Source organism: Citreicoccus inhibens (genome assembly GCF_019039035.1).
Taxonomy (GTDB): Bacteria; Myxococcota; Myxococcia; order Myxococcales; family Myxococcaceae; genus Citreicoccus; species Citreicoccus inhibens.
The window spans coordinates 283,273-299,242 of the sequence record NZ_JAHNZT010000006.1; the positions used below are offsets into that span (position 1 = coordinate 283,273).

Sequence of the window (15,970 nt, forward strand, 5' to 3'; positions counted from 1 at the left end):
TCCTGGCCGCCCCGCCTCGGCGTGAGGCCATCAGCGCCTTGCGCGTCCTGGCAGGCCCCCGCCTCGGCGTGAGGCCAGCAGCGCCTTGCGCGTCCTGGCAGCACACGGCCCCGCCTCGCCTCGAGGCCGGCAGCTCCGCCCTCGCGGGAGCCCCGTGCTCCCACGCCGCGCCACCGCCTCCCCGTCCCGGTCCTCGACGGGAGTCTCGCGCAGGCCCTAAGCCTTCGCGGCGGCGGCTCGCGCGGGCACGGTCTGCGTCAGGCGCACGCCCGCGAGCACGAGCCCACCGCCCACCGCCAGCTCCCAGTGCAGCGCCTCATTGAGCAAGAGCCACGCCGCGATGGCCGTGGCCGCGGGCTGGAGGTTCGAGAAGATGGCCACGCGCGACGCGGGCACCTTCGACAGCGCGTAGTACCAGATGAGGTACGCCACCACCGACGTGAGCAGGCCCAGGTACACGATGGACCCCAGCGCCGCGCCGCTCGCGGCCTTCACCTCGGCCCACCGCAGCACCCATGGCGTCAGCGGCAACATCAGCACGGCCGCCATCGTCATGCTCCAGGCCGTGGCTCGGATGGGTCCGAACTGCGACGCGAAAGGCTTGCCCTCCGTCGTGTAGACGACCCACGCCGCCACCGCCGCCAGGATGAGCAGGTCCCCCACCAGCGCTCCGCGCGCGCTCTCCAGCCCACGGCCCAGGAGCAGCACCACCACGCCGGTGAACGCCGTGGCGATGCCCAGCGAGGCTCGCGTCGAGGCGCGCTCACGTCCCAGGAGCAGGCTGGCCAGGTACACGCCCAGGGGCGTCAACGCGTACAGCAGCGCCGCGTGCGCAGCGGACGAGCGCGCGAGCCCGGTGAAGAACAGCACCTGGTTCACGGGCCCCGCCAGGAGCCCCAACACGAAGATGCGCTTCCACTCGGAGCGGGGCGGCAACACGGGCCCCGGCGTGAAGCACAGCAACAGCACGAACACCGAGCCACTCAGCAGGAAGCGCCACAGCACCACGGTGAGCGGCGGAAGCTCCGCCATGGCGCGCTTGCCCGCGAGGTACGTCCCCGAGCTGATGAGGACCTGAACGAGGAGCGCCGCGTACACCCAACCCAGCGACGAGGCGCTGGGCGAAGAAGTCACGGTTCGAGCTGGCTGAGCGCCCATAGCGCCGCGGTACGTACCAATTCGCTCGCATCGCCGCTGAGCTTTTCGAGCACCCCTCTGGCACTCGCCTGCTTCGCCACGCCCAAGGCATACGCGGCGTTGCGGCGAAGCCCGTCGTAGCGTGCACGCGCCAGCGCGGTGCCCGGGATGAGCTCCTGGTACTGCTCGGGCGTCAGGGCCGCCAGCTCCACCGCGCCCAGCGCCGCCACCGCGCGCGGCTCGAAGCGCGCGTGGTCCGCGAACACCGGCCGGCGGTTCAGCGGACACACCTCCTGGCAGATGTCGCAGCCGAACACGAGGTTGTCGAACTTCACGCGGAAGGCCTCGGGGACCTGTCGCTCGCGGTTCTCGATGGTCTGGTAGGACAGGCAGGCGCGCGCATCCACGCGGCCATTGCCCACCAGCGCGCCCGTGGGACATGACATGAGGCAGCGACGGCACGCGCCGCAGCGGTCCGCGGCGGGCCCAGCCCCGTAGTCGTCCACCTCCGCGTCGAGGATGAGCGTGGCCAGCAGCACCCACGAGCCGTGGGACTCGGTGATGAAGCACCCGTTCTTGCCCACGTAGCCCAGGCCCGCGCGCGCCGCCCACACCTTCTCCATCATCGGGCCGCTGTCCACGCCACCGTACGTGCCCAGCTCCGGGTAGCGAAGGGAGAGCGTCTTGCGAAACGCCTTCATCCGGTCGCGCAGCGTGGAGTGGTAGTCGCGGCCCCGCGCATAGCGGGCAATGGGCGAGTCCACCGAGGCCGCGTCATCGCGCCAGTAGTTGTTGGCGAACGAGATGACCGTGCGCGCGCCCGGCAGGAGAATGGATACGTCCAGCCGCTCGGCGGCCCGCTCGCCCATCCAGTCCATGTCCGCCGCGTAGCCCGCCGCCACCCACGAGAGGAGCGACTCGGGGGGGATGGGTTCGGCGCGCGCGAAGCCCACCAGGTCGAAGCCCACCTGATGGGCGAGTTCACGCAGGGGCGCGGTGGGCAGGACGTTCAAGGCGCCGCCCTCGTACCTCCGAAGGCCCCGCGCCGCGAGCCCTACTTCGCGCCGGAGGTCTCCGGAATCCACTTCACGTCCGGCACGCCCGCCCGGTGGTTCGCCAGCCGCGCCATCACGAAGAGCAGATCCGACAGCCGGTTCAGATAGACGACCACCGACGCGGGGACCTCGCCCGCGCGAACGAGCGAAACGGAGCGCCGCTCGCAGCGGCGACACACGGTGCGCCCCAGGTGCAGCGCGGCGGCGGCCTGCGTTCCACCGGGGAGGATGAAGTGCGTCATCTTCGGCAGCTCCTCCTCGAACCGGTCGATGGCGTGCTCCATGTCCTCGGCCCACGACGCCTTCAACTCGGGGATGTAGGACGACGCCTTGGTCCCCGTGGGCGTGGCCAGCACCGAGCCCACGGTGAAGAGCTGATCCTGAACGCGCTGCAACAGCGCGTCCAGGTCCGCGGGCAGCGAGAAGCCGCGCGCCATACCGAGCGTGGCGTTGAGTTCGTCCACCTCGCCATACGCATCCACGCGCGCGTCGTCCTTGGCCACGCGTCCACCGCCGAACAGCCCCGTCTCTCCCGCGTCGCCGCTCTTCGTGTAGATCTTCATGCGCGTCCCTTGTATGGGGGCTGCCTGAACCCGTCCATCGGTTCCACGGTCCCGCCATGCAACAGTACCTCTCCCTTCTCGACCACGTTCTGAGTCACGGGACGAAGAAGAGCGACCGCACCGGCACCGGCACGCTCAGCCTCTTCGGCCACCAGCTCCGCTTCGACCTCACCCAGGGCTTTCCCCTGGTGACGACGAAGAAGCTGCACCTGAAGTCCATCATCCACGAGCTCTTGTGGATGCTGCGCGGCGACGCCAACGTGCGCTCGCTCCAGGCCCAGGGCGTCACCATCTGGGACGAGTGGGCCAACGCCGACGGAGACCTCGGTCCCGTCTATGGCCACCAGTGGCGCTCGTGGAGCGCGCCGGACGGCGGCCACATCGACCAGATGCGCCTCTTGGTGGATGGGCTGCGCAAGAACCCGGACTCGCGCCGTCACCTGGTCAGCGCGTGGAACGTGGCGGACGTGCCGGCCATGAAGCTGCCGCCCTGCCACGTGATGTTCCAGTTCTACGTGGCCGAAGGCCGCCTGTCCTGCCAGCTCTATCAGCGCAGCGCGGACCTGTTCCTCGGCCTGCCGTTCAACATCGCCTCGTACGCGCTGCTGACGCACATGGTGGCCCAGGCCACCGGACTCCAAGCACACGAGTTCATCCACACGCTCGGCGACGCGCACCTGTATCTGAACCATGTGGAGCAGGCGAAGGAGCAGCTCGCGCGGGAGCCTCGGCCCCTGCCGCGCCTGCGCCTCGACCCCGAGGTGAAGGACCTCTTCGCGTTCCGCTACGAGGACATCACCATCGAGGGCTACGAGCCCCACCCCGCCATCAAGGCGCCCGTGGCCGTATGACGAGGCTCTCCGCCATCGTCGCCATGGCGGCCAACCGGGTTATTGGCGCGAACAACGCGCTGCCCTGGCGGCTGCCCCCGGACCTCGCGCGCTTCAAGCGCCTCACCTTGGGCCACACGCTCATCCTGGGCCGCAAGACATACGAGTCCATCGGTCGCCCGCTGCCCGGCCGGACGACCGTCGTCGTCACGCGCCAGCGAGACTACGCGCCTCCCGGAGTGACGGTGGTGCACTCGGTGGAAGACGCCCTCACGCGCGCCCAGGACGACGCCGAGGTCTTCATCGCGGGCGGCGCCGACCTCTACGCACAGACGTTCCCGCGCTGGGACACGCTCTACCTCACGCGCCTCGAGCGGGACGTCCCCGGCGACACGTACTTCCCCGAGCTGGACCTGTCCGGTTGGCGACTCGTCGAGGAGGAGCGCCACCCCGAGGGCGAGCTGCCCTACGCCTTCCTTACCTACCAGCGCGGACCGAAATCCAACTGAGCGCCGGGCGCCATCCGCCAGGATAGGACAGCCCAATTTTGATTTTGAATATCAAAATTGAAATAGCGCAATTCGATTGGTACATAGGCCGGGTGACTCGCTCCGCATCCCTGGTTCTGTGCCTGTTGCTCGCGTCGACCTCGTCCCTGGCGGCGGAACCCGCACCCGACGAGGGGCGCTCCTGGCATCGGCTGGTGGGCATCCTCCAGTATCTCCAGGCGGACTATCCGGCGGCGGTCGAGTCCCGCTCCGCGTTCGAGCTGGCGGAGCAGACGAGCTTCGCGAACGAGGCGGTGGAGACGGCGCGCGACCTGGGCCCGACGGGGAGCGCCTTCGTGGCGCGCGTGCAGGCCATCCAGGAGCGCGTGTCGCACGGTCAGGACGCAGAGGGCGTCAGCCGCGACTGCGCCGCGCTGGTGGAGGACCTGGTGATGGCGGGTGGACTGGCGCGCAGCCCGCGTCATCCGCCGGACCTGAAGCAGGGCGCCGCGCTCTATCAAGCCAACTGCGCCGCGTGTCACGGGGCGGACGGCCGCGCGCAGGTGGCCATCGCGGAGACGATGGAGCCGCGCGCCGCCAGCTTCCACGACGCGGAGCGCATGGACGGCATCACCCCGTACAAGGCCTTCAACACCACCAGCTTCGGGGTGCCCGGCACGGCCATGCCGGCCTACCCCACGCTCTCCGAGGATGAGCGCTGGTCCATGGCCTTCTTCCTCTTCACGCTGCGCCAGCCGCCCTGCGAGGGCGCCCCGCCGAGCATCTCGCTGGAGCGCCTGGCCAACTCCACCGACACGCAGCTCGCCAGGCAGTACGGCGAGAAGAACGTCGCGTGCCTGCGCCGCCACATGCCGGACGCGGACGAGGAGCGCTCGCTCCTGACGGCGCGCCACGGCGTGGGCGAGGCACTGCGCCTGGGCGCGGCGGGTGACTCGGCGGCCGCGAAGACGGCGCTGCTGGACGCGTACCTCAACGGCCTGGAGCCCGTGGAGCCCAAGCTGCGCGCGAGGGATCCGCAGCTCATCTCGCGCCTGGAGGCGGCCTTCCTCCAGGCGCGCATCTCCGCCGAGAAGGGCAGCCCCAAGCTCCAGGAGGACGGCCGCGAGCTGCTGTCGCTGTTGGACCAGGCGCGCAACAGCAGCGGTGACACCGCGAGCATGTTGTCCGTGGTGTGGCTGACGCTGCTCATCCTGCTGCGCGAGGGCTTCGAGGCCACCATCATCGTCACCGCGCTGCTGGCCGCGCTGAAGAAGATGGGCGCCATGGAGCAGGTGCGCGTGGTGCACATCGGCTGGGTGTCCGCGCTGTTCGTGGGCGCGCTGGCCTACGTGCTCGGCCGGCACCTGCTCGCCGGCGCGCAGCGCGAGTGGCTGGAGGGCCTCACGGCGCTCGTCGCGGTGGGCATGCTGATGTACGCGGCGCTGTGGCTCAACGCGCGCGCCAACGTGAGCAGCTTCATGGGCGAGCTGCGCCAGCGCATGCAGGGCGCGCTGGGCCGCGGCAGCACCACGGGCCTGTTCATCATCGCCTTCACGTCCGTGCTGCGTGAGAGCTTCGAGACGGCCATCTTCCTCCAGGGCCTCGCGGTGGACTCCGCCACGGGCGTGGCGTGGGGCTCGCTGTTGGGCGTGGTGGTCATCCTGCTGCTCGTCTTCGCCGTGAGCCGCATGGGCTACCGGCTGCCCATGAAGACGCTGTTCAGCGTCTCCACCGTGGTGCTCATGGCGACGGCCGTCATCCTGCTCGGCAAGGGGCTGCACGCCATGCAGGAGGTGGGCGTGGTGCCGCTGGCCCCCATCCGCTTCATCACCGTGGACATGCTGGGCCTGTACCCGGACATGATGTCGCTGCTGCCGCAGTTGCTGCTGGCCCTCGCGCCCGTGCTCTGGGTGTGGTCGCGCCGGCGCCCACGCGGTGAGCGGGTGGAGTCTGCGCCGGAGAGTGGCGCGACGCGGGCACCGCCCTTGCAGTAGCGTCCCGCATGGTGACGCCCCCTCGCCGCTCCGCACTGCTGTTCCTGCTGCTCGTGCCCGCCCTCGGGCTCGCCCAGCAGACCTCCAGGGCCGCCACCGAAGGCACCACCAGCAGCACCGAGTTCGCCCCGGGCTCCCGGGAGGAGCCCCTGGGCACCCCGCCGCGCGGGCTCCCACCTCCGCCCCTGGTCAATGTCCCCGAAGAGAGCGCGCCGACCCGGTGGGATGCCCCCGAGGCGCCCCGGACCGAGCGCTCCGACTTCGCCAGCGGCGCCTCCGGACAGAACCATGCGGTGGCCGCCGCGGCCCTGCCTCCCCACCTCGTGACGGACGCGCCCCGGGACCCCGTGCCGCGCATCGCCGTGGACATGGTGGGCGGCGCGGCCGGAGGCGTGGTGGGCGTGCTGGGACTGGGACTCGCGGGCTACCTGGCCGCCGCGCCCACGGTGGGGTGCAACTCGGATGAGTGCTCCATCCTCGCGGTGATGGCGGGCATCGCGGGAGGTTGCATCGGCGTTCCCCTGGGGACCTACCTGGGCGGACAGCTCATGGGGGGGCAGGGCCGCCTGTGGCCCACCGCGGTGGGCAGTCTGGTGGGCTGGGGAGGCGCCCTCCTGGGGCAGGTGACGCTGAACAACGGCGAAGGAGGGGGCACCCCCTCCACCGTCATGGCCGCCGCGCTGCTGGCGCTGCCAGTCATCGGCGCGACGGTGGGCTACGAGCTGTCCCAGGCCCCCCAGGCCCCCGTCCGCCACGACACGGATGTCGCGTCTCGACAGTCCGTGCGGCTCGTGCCCGTGGCCGGCTACGCCCAGGGCTCGGCCCGGCTGGGGCTCATGGGCAGCTTCTAGGGCCGCCTCCCGGTGCGGGTCCGAGTCTTGCTTTCCGCCCTCCCCGGCGGCCGAGGCTCGGCGGTGCGCCGAGGAGCCGTGGCCATGTTTCCAGTTCGCAACCTTCCAGCGGTGGTGCTGCTGGCCTGGGGGCTCGCGCTGCCAGCCCGAGCCGCGACGGACGCGCCCATCCTGACGCCGCCACCGCTCGTCTCTGCCATCGAGGAGCCGCCAGCGACCTCAACGGCGGCGCACCGTGAGGACGGCGCGGCGCCGAGCGCGGGGCTCGAAGGAGTCCGGGCGACACCGCCCGCCTCAACGGGGCGGCGGGTGTTCTCGGAGGTGCTGGGCGGCGGCCTGGGCGGTGGCGCGGGCTTGCTCGTGGGCGTGCTGACGTCCCTGGTGCTCGAGCCCAGCTTTCGGCGGTGCACCGGCGACGTGTGCACCACGGACAAGACGCCCATGGTGGGGCTGTCCCTGTTGGGGCTCTCGCTCGGCACGGCGACGGGCGTCTACGCCGCGGGGCACTGGATGGATGGCCGCGGGAGCGCGGTGCCCACCTTCGCGGGGGCGCTGCTCGGCGGCGCGACGTCCACGGCGCTGTACATGGCGGGCGTGGGCAAGCAGGACGCCGACGTGGGCCGGGTGACGATGCTGCTGTCCCTGCCCTTGGCCGCGGCCATCGCCAGCTTCGAGTGGTCCTCCGCGCGCGCCCCGCACGTCGTGCCCACCGTGACGATGGGCCCGGACGGCGGGGCGGTGGGCCTCGCCGGGAGCTTCTAGGCCCCGGTGCGGAACCAGGTGAGGGACTCCTCGCGCACGCGCCCCTCCGCCGCCAGCTTCTCCAGCGTCGCCAGCGCGCTGCGCTCGGCCACCGGGTGCATCAGCGGGTGCGTGTCCGCGTAGGCCGTCGCCACCACACGCGCCAGGGTGGCGCCCTCGGGGGGCAGCGACTCCAGGATGACCGCCTCACGCGCGGCCCGATGCTTCAGGTACTCCTGGAGCCTGGCGGGGCCATCTGGAATGGGCCCACCATGTGCCGGGTACAGCGTCGTCACGGGCCAGTCTCGCAAGCGCGCGAGCTGCGTCAGGTAGTCGCCCATGTTGCCCTCCGGCGGGTCGATGACGATGGTGCCCACGCCGGCCACCATGTCCCCCACCACTGCGGCCCGGCTGAGTTCGTCCACCAGGCACACGTGGCCCTGCGCGTGCCCCGGCGTGTGCAACACGCGCCAGCGCTGCGCCACGGCTCCGGCCAACTCCAGCACCTCGCCGTCTTGCAGCAGCCGCTCCACCGGGAAGTCCAACCGGTCCGCGGTGCGCGCGTGCGCCCAGACGGGCACGCCCAGTCGCTCCTTCACCGCGCGCGCGCCGCCCGTGTGGTCACCGTGGTGGTGGGTGAGCACCACCGCCACGGGCTTCATCCCTTCCGCCTTGAGCCCCGCCACGAGCGACAACAGCTTCGCGTACTGCTTCACGTCCGAGGAGCCTGGGTCCACCACCAGCAGCTCGCCGTGCCCCAGCACATACGCGTTCGTGTGCATGGCCGGCGGCAGCGTGGCCGTCTCCAGCGCCACCACGCGCACGCCGCGCTGGAACTCGATGCGCTGGGAGATGAAGCCCGGGCAGTACGCCGGCGTGGCCAGCCGCGCGCGCGCGTCCGCGTCGTCCTTGAAGTCCGCCAGCACCTGGAGCGCGTGCACGGTGGGCGGATGCAGGAGCGCCGAGCCGTCCCGCCAGCGCGCCAGCGCCGCCTCGGGGTCAATCCACGCGCCCTCGGACAGCTCTCCGGGCAGCACCTCCGCGTGGGAGTCCGGCGGCGCCTCCACCAGGTAGAAGTGCGCATCGAAGCGCACGGGCACCGACGGCGGGGTGATCCACCGGCCCGCGGCGCGGAAGTCCTCCGCGCGCAGCGCCAGCCCCTCGCGCTGGAGCAGGTCCGCCCACTTCAGCTCCTCGGCGAGCAGGGCCCGGCGCAGCTCGGCGCGCCGCGGCTCCGGGAGCGCCTGGGCGCCCTCGGCCATCAGCACGCCGGTCTCCTCGAAGAGCTCGCGCGCCGCGGCCGAGCGCAGCGCGGCCTCTTCGCCGGCGGCGCCGCGCACGGGCACCCGCGCGTCCGCCGCGTCCAGCTTGCCGCCGGGCAGCGCGTAGAAGCCTCCGGCGAAGCGCAGCGCCTCGCCGCGCTTCACCCAGAACACCTGGGCGCCATCGCCCGCGCGCCGATAGAGGATGGCCACCGCGGACAGCCGGGGCTCGGCCGCGGTGGGCGACAGGGGGATTCCCATGCCAGGAAGGCGCTCGCTCATGGTTGCACCGTCAGGGTTGCGGGGGCTGGCCGAGGAGCCGGCCCATCATCTCGCGCGCCGCTCCGGCCTGGTCCGGCCGGACATACAGCCGGGTGAGGCGCACGGCGCCACTGTAGCGCTGGTAGAGCGGCGTGTAGCGCGCCACCTCCGTCAGTCTTCCCGTGGACATATCCAGGATGAACAGGCCCGGGTTTCCGCCCGCCGAGCCCACGTACTTGCTGAGCGTCCCCTGCGACTGCACGGTGTAGTGCTCGAAGCCCGAGCTCAACAGCGCGCTCCTCAGCACGTCCAGGTCATAGCCCGTGTCCCGCTCGGTGAACTGCGCCAGCAGCTTGAAGCCCTGGCGCGTGCTGATGCGCTCCGCCCAGGGATTGCGAGAGCGGCGCAGCGTGTACCAGAGCGCCGCGTCGTCGCAGAGCAGGAAGCCGTCCGGGTCGGCTGGAATCTCGAACTCGCCCGGCGACTCCTCGTAGTAGCGCCGCAGCATGTAGTCGAAGTTGACCGACGTGTGGTGCAGGTACACGGACACGAACATGTGGTAGCGGCTGAGCAGGAAGTCCTCGAACGCGAACGCCGCCGCGCGCGACAGCGCCAGCACCGCGCGCCCGTCCTTCACCGCCGGGTTCAGGTTGGAGACGATCCAATCCAGGTCGTACCGGCCATAGTTCACGCCCGTGTAGAACGAGTCGCGCAAGAGGTAGTCCATCCGGTCCGCGTCCAGCTCACCGGACACGATGGCCCGCAGGAGCGGGGTCCAGTCCACCCCTTGGTGCGTGAAGCCCGGGTCCTGCGGCGGACGGGCGCCGGTGATGAGCGCCACCACGGCCATGGGCGTGATGCCCTGCGGGCCGAACTCCCGCTCCAGGATGGGCGTCAGCGAGCTGTCGAGGATGAGCTTGGCCGTGAAGTCCTCGTGCGTGGCCTGCTCGCCCTCCGCCACGGGGTCCAGCCAGGACGGCAGGCGCAGGAGCGCGCGCCGGGGCGCGATGCGCTCGGACGCGTGCGACAGCGGCATGTGCCCCAGGTCATGGCAGAGCACCGCCAGCCTCACGGCCGTGCAGAAGCGCTCCTTCACATCCTCGGGGAGCGAGGAGCGTGCCGACACGGAGGTGAACACCTTGGACGCCACCGACATGGCGCCCAGGCAGTGCGCGTGGCGCGTATGGGTGGCCCCGGGGAACGCCAGGTCTCCGAAGCCGAGCTGCCGCACGTAGCGCAGCCGCTGGTAGAAGCGGCTGTCGATGACGGCCTTCTCCGAGTCGCTCACGGTGATGGTGCCGTGGATGGGGTCGCGGATCCGCATGGTTCTCTTCCATACCCCGGGATACCTCCCCAGGAGGTGACCGACCGTACCGCACACCTCGCCCGGAGGTAGCTCTGCCGGACGCCGACCGGCCGGGTGCGTGCGGGCTGTGAACGTCCCGGGGGACGTGCTAACCCTCCGGTCCCAACGAATGCACATCGCCCTGTTGCACAATCGCGACCACGAACTCCTGGAGGATGACCCAGGACGGGAAGCCCGAGAGGACGTGGTCCGGGTCGCTGAGTCGCTGTCCGAGGCCTTGACCCGCGCGGATGTCACAGCCGAGCCGCTCGCCATCGAAGGCGACCGCCTGGACTTCGTGGACACCCTGCGCCGCCTCCAGCCGGACCTGGTGGTCAACCTCTGCGAGTCATTGGCTGCGGACAGCCGGGGCGAGATGGCCGTCCCCTGCCTGCTGGACGCGCTCGGCCTGCCCTACACCGGGTCGTCCGCCCTGTCGCTGGGCCTGGCGCTGCACAAGCCCCAGGCCAAGGAGCTGTTGCGCGCCCACGGCGTGTCCACGCCCGCCTCCTGCGTCGTGCGGCGCCTGGAGGACGTGCTGGCGGTGGACCTGCCCTGGCCGCTCATCGTCAAGCCGTCCCGCGAGGACGCCAGCGTGGGCATGGACTTCGACTCGGTGGTGCAGGACCGCGCGGCGCTCGCGCGCGCGTGCGAGGCCGTGCTGCGCACCTTCCACCAGCCCGCGCTCGTCGAGCAGTTCATCCCCGGGCGCGAGGTGTACGTGCCCCTGCTGGGCAACCACCCCCGCCAGTCCCTGCCCCTCACCGAAATCCACTTCGGGGACACGTTCCAGGACCGGCCCAACATCGTCTCCTACCGCGCCAAGTGGGAGGCGGACTCGCCCGAGTTCCGAGACTCCCCCACCGGCCCCTGCCAGCTCGACGCAGTGCAGGAAGCCCGATGCGTGCAGGTGGCGCTGGAAGCATTTGCAGCGCTCGAGTGTCAGGACTATGGACGCGTGGACCTTCGGGTGTCGCCCGAGGGCATCCCCTACGTCATCGACATCAACCCCAACTGCGACCTCCATCCGAGCGCGGGCTTCGCCAAGGCGGCGGCGTCCGCGGGCATGGACTATCCCGCCCTGGCCTCGCGCCTCGTGGAGATCGCTCTCGAAAGGGCCCATGGACATCCGACCCATCGCAGGAAAGGACCGGGAGCCGCTCGCCGCGCTGATCCGGCGAATCGAAACCTTCTCGCCGCTGGAGGTGGAGTGCGCCATCGAGCTGGTTGACCTGGCGCTCACGCCCAGCAACCGCGACTACTCCATCCTCGTCGCCGAGCGCGACGGACAGCTCATCGGCTACATCTGCTACGGCCCCACGCCGATGACCGAGGGCACCTTCGACCTGTACTGGATCGCCTCCGCTCCGGAGGTCCGTGGACAGGGCGTGGGCGCCGCGCTGGTGTCCGGCATGGAGGGCGACCTGCGCCGCCACCGCGCGCGCGTCATCCGCGTGGAGACGAGCGCCACCGAGGCCTACGGCCCCACCCGCGGCTTCTACGCCGCGATGAAGTACGGCGAGGAGGCGCGCTTCCGCGACTTCTACAAGGTGGGCGACGACCTCATCATCCTGTCCAAGCGCCTGTAGTCCGCGCGCCACCCACCATCACCTTCCGGCCCACGCTCGGGAGGGGGGATGCCCTCGTGAACCGCTCGACTCCGCTCACCCTCCTGTGCCTGGGGGCGCTCGCCCTCGGCACGCCGCTCGCCGCTCGGGCGGCCCCCAAGCAGCCCGTGGCCAAGGCCGCCGCGCCCCAGGCCGAGGCCGTCTCGGATGTGCTGAAGGCCCCGCGCCCCACGGGAGGCGAGTTCTTCGGCCTGTACCTGATGGACAAGAAGGTGGGCTGGCTCTTCACCGACGTCTCGGCGCAGCCGGGCGGCAAGGTGAAGAGCGTCAACGAGCTGGTCTTCAAGGCGCAGGTGGGCACCCGTGTCTCCGAGCGCGTGCACCGCGAGGAGCGCGTGTACGAGGCGAAGCCGGGCGGGCGCCTCGTGTCCTTCACCACCACGCAGCGCGGGGACGGTGGGGACCAGGTGCTGCAAGGCACCGTGACGGCGGACGGGATGCGCGTGGTGCGCAAGCGCCCGGGCCTCGCGGATGAAGTGCTCAAGCCCCTGCCCGCGCCCAAGGAGACGGTGGAGGACGCGGACCAGGCGCGCGTGGCGCTGCGCCGCGCGGCCAGGGTGGAGGGCTTCGCGCTCGACGGCACCGACCTGGAGAGCTACCGCACCGTCACCACGCTGGAGCCCGCCACGGAGCAGGTGCTGGGCGGCGTGAAGGTGAAGCTGTCCCAGGTCAGCACCCTCTCGGACAAGGAGAAGGTCCCGGTGGTGGCGCTCATCAGCCCCGACGGGAAGATGGTGCGCGTGGACTTTGGCCAGACCATGCAGGCGCGCGCCGAGCCCGAGGCCGTCGCCAAGCGGTTGGACCTGGTGGAGGTGTTTGGCCTCACGCGCATCGTGCTGCCGCGCGAGCTGCCGCCCGAGGCCTCCACGGTCCCCGGCAAGGCGACGCTGGTGATGAAGGGCCTGCCGGAGAAGTTCCAGGTGGACACCTACCGCCAGAAGTACAAGCGGCTGCCGGATGGCCAGGTGGAGGTGACGCTGTTGGCCACGCAGCCGGCGAACCAGACGCGCAAGCCGCGCCCGCTGGCGGACCCCGAGGGCGGCGCCAACCTCAAGTCCACGCTCGCGGTGGAGAGCGAGGCGCCGGCCATCCGCGCGCAGGCGCAGGAGCTGGTGGGCACGGAGAAGGACGCGTACACGGCCGCGAGGCTCATCAACACGTGGGTCTACAAGACGCTGCGCAAGGACTACGGCGCCAGCGCGGACCGCGCCACGGACGTGCTGCGACAGAAGAAGGGCGACTGCACCGAGCACTCGCTGCTGGCCGTGGCGCTGATGCGCGCCGCCGGCATCCCGGCCCGCCGCGTGGATGGCGTCATCTACATGGTGAACACGGACGGCGTGCCCGCGCTGTATTGGCATGAATGGGTGGAGGCCTACGTGGGCGAGTGGACCCAGCTCGACCCCACCTTCAACCAGTCGGTGGCCGAAGCCACACACTTCGCCGTCGGCCAGGAAGGGAACGCTGAAATCACGCCATTGATTGGCGCGCTCCAGGTCACCGCGGTGAAGTGATTTTCGCGTTTTCCTCTTGGCAATCCGTTGAATCCTGAACTATGGACCCGCCCCCTCTACACAAGAGGGGGTTGTTGGGTTCATGAAGAGTTTCAAGAAGGCATGTGTGGTGTTCTCGATGGTGGCGGCCGCCGGTTGCACGAACGGCAACGAGGGTCGCATCGTCGGCTTCCTGGTGGATGGTCAGACGGGTCAGCGCCTGAACTGGTTCAAGGCGGAGGACTCGAAGAACAACATCGGGAAGGACGAGGACAGCAAGTCCCAGGTCTACGCGGTGGTGGACGGCGAGTTCGTCGCGGCCAAGCCCTGCGGCAAGGGCGACCTGAACAAGAACAACGCCATCGAGGCGGACGGCTGCTTCCAGATTGAGGGCGTTCCGCTGGGCGAGGCCGTCCCGGTGTTCGCGCAGGGCGCGGGCTACGAGCGCTTCCACGGCATCGTGGACTACCCCGAGTGGTCCAACGACTACGACCACGACAAGGCGCAGTACGTGGGCAACATCCGCGTGTTCCCCACGGGCTACGCGGTCGACTACCGCTTCCAGGTGAACTACGCCGGCCGGGGCGTCCCGGACGCGAAGGTCAACTGCCAGTACCTGCAGATTGCCTCCAACGCGCTGGAGACGGCGGGCGCCCGGTTCATCTCCCCGATGTCCACGGGCAGCACGACGCTGAGCGCCACCACGGACGCCAACGGCGTGGCCACGTTTCCGGGCGCGCAGCTGGTCAACGGCGCGACGTACCACTGCGAGGCGGTGCTGAATCAGGCGTTCGACGGCCGCGTGCTGTCGGGTGACGCGACCATCGTCGCGGGCGTCTCCGCGGCGGATCAGGCGCTGAACCTGGGCACGGGCAACGGCACGCCGGACCAGACGCTCTACGCCGTGTCCTCCAACGCGGACTACGCGGACGCGCTGCTGGGCGCCAATGGCAAGCTCGTCATCACGTTCAACCGCCCCATCGAGATTGCCGCCCGCACGGCGGACTGCCAGGTGGCGCTGCTGAGCGAGCCGGACACGGACAAGGACACGCAGACCGGCCGCCTGGTGACGGACGTCGTCGGCAACGGCGCCTCGGAGTCTGTCTCCGCGGACGTCTCCGCGGACGGCCTGACGCTGACCATCGGCTTCAAGGTCGAGCAGCCGCTGGACACGGGCGACCTGGGCACGACGGTGCTCTTCTCGGGCATCCTGGTCCACCCGCGCGGCGCCACGGACGGCGTGCAGACGCGGTACATCGGCGGCCTGGGCCTGTGCCAGCCGTTCGACCTCCCGTACGCCAGCGCGCAGATTCTGCGCAGCGTGCGCGCGGGTGTGCAGCCGAGCGCCATCCGGCTGTTCTAGTCCGCACGAGCTGACGTGAAGCACCTGGGGCGCGTGGGCCAGCGGCAAGGCCCTCGCGCCCCGCGTCTGTCTCGGGTCATGATGGGGTGGACTCGCGTGTCTGGATTGCCTTCATGTCCCCTGCCCTGTCTGACGCACACGCCTTCGCGCCGGAGTCCTACGCGCCCGCGGTGAGGGCGGTGGTGGAGCGGCTCGCCTCGGGCGGGCTGATGAAGGGCTCGCGCTGGAGCGCCGAGGCGCTGTCGAGCCACCTGCTCGCGGGCGAGCCTCCCGCCACGCTCGAGGCGCTGTTGGAGCGCCTTCATGGCGCGCGGGATGACCTTCTGTGCGCCCATGCCCTGGTGCGTCTGGCATTGCATGCATTGGGCCCGCCCCAGCGCACCGCCACGGTGCCGGGCAACTTCGTGGTGTCCAACCGGCGAGAGGGCGGCGTGCCGAGTCCGCTGCTCGTGGTGGGAAACCTTCACGTCCTCGGCTCGTTGGATCTCGACGTGGGCGCCTGGCTGGTGTGCACCGGCGAGCTTCGCGTCGCCCACGCCACGGTGGACCGCGCGCCCGGCGCGTTGCTCGCGGTGGGAGGCTCGCTCACCACGGCACGGATGAGCACGCAGGGCGACGTCGCCGTCGGCGGCACGCTCACGGTGGAGGACACGCTGCTGGCCTGGGGACAGGGACGGCTCGTGTCCGAGGGCCCGCTCCGCGCGGGCCTCCTCGTCAATGGAGGCCACACCGTCGACACGCCGCTCCTTCCCGCCACGCGCGTGGGGCCCGGCACGGATGGCGCCGGGCTCCGACAGCATCTGGTCGACAGCGTGCTCACCCGCGACGGTGAGCGCACCACCGTGGACGCCTCGGCGGTGGATCAGTGGCTGCGCGCCAATCGCTCGCCTCGCCGCGCGTGAGCTTCCACGTCACGGCTTGAGGAGGGTCTGTGCGGCGGGATGCCGTGAACCCGGGGA

15 protein-coding genes are annotated in these 15,970 nt (G+C 70.9%); 10 read left to right on the top strand and 5 right to left on the bottom strand.

Annotated features, from left to right (window positions below):
• Positions 1–216: 216 nt before the first annotated feature.
• The 3 genes from KRR26_RS11125 to KRR26_RS11135 are packed head-to-tail and all read right to left on the bottom strand — an operon-like array spanning position 217 to position 2,755.
• Entirely contained in the window at positions 217–1,134 is a 918-nt protein-coding gene (locus KRR26_RS11125; RefSeq protein WP_407931712.1) for a DMT family transporter, read from the bottom strand.
• Positions 1,131–2,150 (bottom strand): tRNA epoxyqueuosine(34) reductase QueG, encoded by a 1,020-nt coding sequence (gene queG / locus KRR26_RS11130; protein WP_120203024.1) that lies wholly within the window; start codon positions 2,148–2,150, stop codon positions 1,131–1,133. Before queG ends, KRR26_RS11125 begins: the two co-directional genes overlap by 4 nt.
• 41 nt (positions 2,151–2,191) lie before the next feature.
• A complete protein-coding gene (locus KRR26_RS11135; protein WP_120203025.1) occupies positions 2,192–2,755 on the bottom strand; it encodes a cob(I)yrinic acid a,c-diamide adenosyltransferase in 564 nt (187 codons plus the stop codon).
• Positions 2,756–2,811: 56 nt separating this feature from the next.
• Here KRR26_RS11135 and KRR26_RS11140 point away from each other — a divergent pair, with 56 nt between their 5' ends.
• The 5 genes from KRR26_RS11140 to KRR26_RS11160 all read left to right on the top strand — a co-directional run bounded on the left by KRR26_RS11140 (position 2,812) and on the right by KRR26_RS11160 (position 7,680).
• Positions 2,812–3,606, top strand: a complete 795-nt coding sequence (locus KRR26_RS11140; RefSeq protein ID WP_120203027.1) for a thymidylate synthase — start codon at positions 2,812–2,814, stop codon at positions 3,604–3,606.
• Positions 3,603–4,094, top strand: a complete 492-nt coding sequence (locus KRR26_RS11145) for a dihydrofolate reductase (RefSeq protein ID WP_120203029.1) — start codon at positions 3,603–3,605, stop codon at positions 4,092–4,094. Before KRR26_RS11140 ends, KRR26_RS11145 begins: the two co-directional genes overlap by 4 nt.
• Before the next feature lie 92 nt (positions 4,095–4,186).
• Positions 4,187–6,067, top strand: coding sequence for a cytochrome c/FTR1 family iron permease (locus KRR26_RS11150; protein ID WP_120203030.1), 1,881 nt, complete (start codon positions 4,187–4,189; stop codon positions 6,065–6,067).
• Between the two features lie 8 nt (positions 6,068–6,075).
• A complete protein-coding gene (locus KRR26_RS11155) occupies positions 6,076–6,918 on the top strand; it encodes a GlsB/YeaQ/YmgE family stress response membrane protein (protein ID WP_120203032.1) in 843 nt (280 codons plus the stop codon).
• Between the two features lie 84 nt (positions 6,919–7,002).
• The gene (locus tag KRR26_RS11160) at positions 7,003–7,680 is read left to right on the top strand and encodes a hypothetical protein (protein WP_120203034.1); all 678 of its coding nucleotides are present in this window, start codon (positions 7,003–7,005) and stop codon (positions 7,678–7,680) included.
• On the opposite strand, the gene KRR26_RS11165 is transcribed toward KRR26_RS11160, so the two are convergent.
• Both KRR26_RS11165 and KRR26_RS11170 read right to left on the bottom strand, forming a co-directional pair.
• Entirely contained in the window at positions 7,677–9,203 is a 1,527-nt protein-coding gene (locus KRR26_RS11165; protein ID WP_120203035.1) for an MBL fold metallo-hydrolase, read from the bottom strand. The genes KRR26_RS11160 and KRR26_RS11165 overlap by 4 nt on opposite strands.
• Before the next feature lie 10 nt (positions 9,204–9,213).
• A complete protein-coding gene (locus KRR26_RS11170) occupies positions 9,214–10,506 on the bottom strand; it encodes an HD domain-containing protein (protein ID WP_120203037.1) in 1,293 nt (430 codons plus the stop codon).
• Positions 10,507–10,657: 151 nt separating this feature from the next.
• Between KRR26_RS11170 and KRR26_RS11175 the strand changes: the two genes are divergently transcribed.
• From KRR26_RS11175 to KRR26_RS11195, 5 genes are all read left to right on the top strand, one after another.
• Positions 10,658–11,758, top strand: coding sequence for a D-alanine--D-alanine ligase family protein (locus tag KRR26_RS11175; RefSeq protein WP_120203039.1), 1,101 nt, complete (start codon positions 10,658–10,660; stop codon positions 11,756–11,758).
• Positions 11,733–12,116 (top strand): GNAT family N-acetyltransferase, encoded by a 384-nt coding sequence (locus tag KRR26_RS11180; protein WP_233576672.1) that lies wholly within the window; start codon positions 11,733–11,735, stop codon positions 12,114–12,116. Before KRR26_RS11175 ends, KRR26_RS11180 begins: the two co-directional genes overlap by 26 nt.
• A gap of 56 nt (positions 12,117–12,172) precedes the next feature.
• Entirely contained in the window at positions 12,173–13,669 is a 1,497-nt protein-coding gene (locus KRR26_RS11185) for a transglutaminase-like domain-containing protein (protein WP_233576673.1), read from the top strand.
• 82 nt (positions 13,670–13,751) lie between these two features.
• Entirely contained in the window at positions 13,752–15,011 is a 1,260-nt protein-coding gene (locus tag KRR26_RS11190) for a hypothetical protein (protein ID WP_120203040.1), read from the top strand.
• 113 nt (positions 15,012–15,124) lie between these two features.
• Positions 15,125–15,913 (top strand): hypothetical protein, encoded by a 789-nt coding sequence (locus KRR26_RS11195; protein WP_236068481.1) that lies wholly within the window; start codon positions 15,125–15,127, stop codon positions 15,911–15,913.
• Positions 15,914–15,970 lie beyond the last annotated feature (57 nt).

What these genes read in the sequence shown, in the direction of transcription:
- KRR26_RS11170 (WP_120203037.1), bottom strand. Translation starts at nt 10,506, where the DNA reads ATGCGGATCCGCGACCCCATCCACGGCACCATCACCGTGAGCGACTCG.
- KRR26_RS11155 (WP_120203032.1), top strand. Translation starts at nt 6,076, where the DNA reads ATGGTGACGCCCCCTCGCCGCTCCGCACTGCTGTTCCTGCTGCTCGTG.
- KRR26_RS11145 (WP_120203029.1), top strand. Translation starts at nt 3,603, where the DNA reads ATGACGAGGCTCTCCGCCATCGTCGCCATGGCGGCCAACCGGGTTATT.
- KRR26_RS11190 (WP_120203040.1), top strand. Translation starts at nt 13,752, where the DNA reads ATGAAGAGTTTCAAGAAGGCATGTGTGGTGTTCTCGATGGTGGCGGCC.
- KRR26_RS11140 (WP_120203027.1), top strand. Translation starts at nt 2,812, where the DNA reads ATGCAACAGTACCTCTCCCTTCTCGACCACGTTCTGAGTCACGGGACG.
- KRR26_RS11135 (WP_120203025.1), bottom strand. Translation starts at nt 2,755, where the DNA reads ATGAAGATCTACACGAAGAGCGGCGACGCGGGAGAGACGGGGCTGTTC.
- KRR26_RS11165 (WP_120203035.1), bottom strand. Translation starts at nt 9,203, where the DNA reads ATGAGCGAGCGCCTTCCTGGCATGGGAATCCCCCTGTCGCCCACCGCG.
- KRR26_RS11175 (WP_120203039.1), top strand. Translation starts at nt 10,658, where the DNA reads ATGCACATCGCCCTGTTGCACAATCGCGACCACGAACTCCTGGAGGAT.
- KRR26_RS11195 (WP_236068481.1), top strand. Translation starts at nt 15,125, where the DNA reads ATGTCCCCTGCCCTGTCTGACGCACACGCCTTCGCGCCGGAGTCCTAC.
- KRR26_RS11160 (WP_120203034.1), top strand. Translation starts at nt 7,003, where the DNA reads ATGTTTCCAGTTCGCAACCTTCCAGCGGTGGTGCTGCTGGCCTGGGGG.